Origin of the sequence: Vibrio sp. 10N.222.49.C9 (genome assembly GCF_041474985.1) — a bacterium.
Lineage (GTDB): Bacteria > Pseudomonadota > Gammaproteobacteria > Enterobacterales > Vibrionaceae > Vibrio > Vibrio crassostreae_C.
Genome location: NZ_JBFRVD010000956.1, coordinates 1 through 294 on the forward strand (window position 1 = coordinate 1; position 294 = coordinate 294).

1 protein-coding gene is annotated in these 294 nt (G+C 45.6%); it reads right to left on the minus strand.

Going from position 1 to position 294, the window contains the following annotated elements:
• On the minus strand, positions 1–294 hold a 294-nt coding region (locus tag AB4585_RS26390), incomplete at both ends, for an LptA/OstA family protein (RefSeq protein ID WP_372171714.1).

Sequence of the window (294 nt, forward strand, 5' to 3'; positions counted from 1 at the left end):
TTGCCATTTCTAGAGTGGTGACATCAGTGTCTAAATTGGAGGTTGCGGTTTCTGATACGGTCTTAATTTGACCGTCAGACATTTCCACATTGCCTCTTGCAACTATGGTATTTTCAGCTTGATAAAGGGTTACGGTATCCGCATTAACGCGTTTTGTTCCCTGGGTAACCTTTACATTGCCTCGGTAAGTGGCTTCTTTACCGTTGATACCATCGAGAGAATCTGCCTCTACGTGAGTGGGCAGTTCCTCTTCTTCTGCGGATTTTTCCGGAATCAGACATTGCGAGGTGAGGT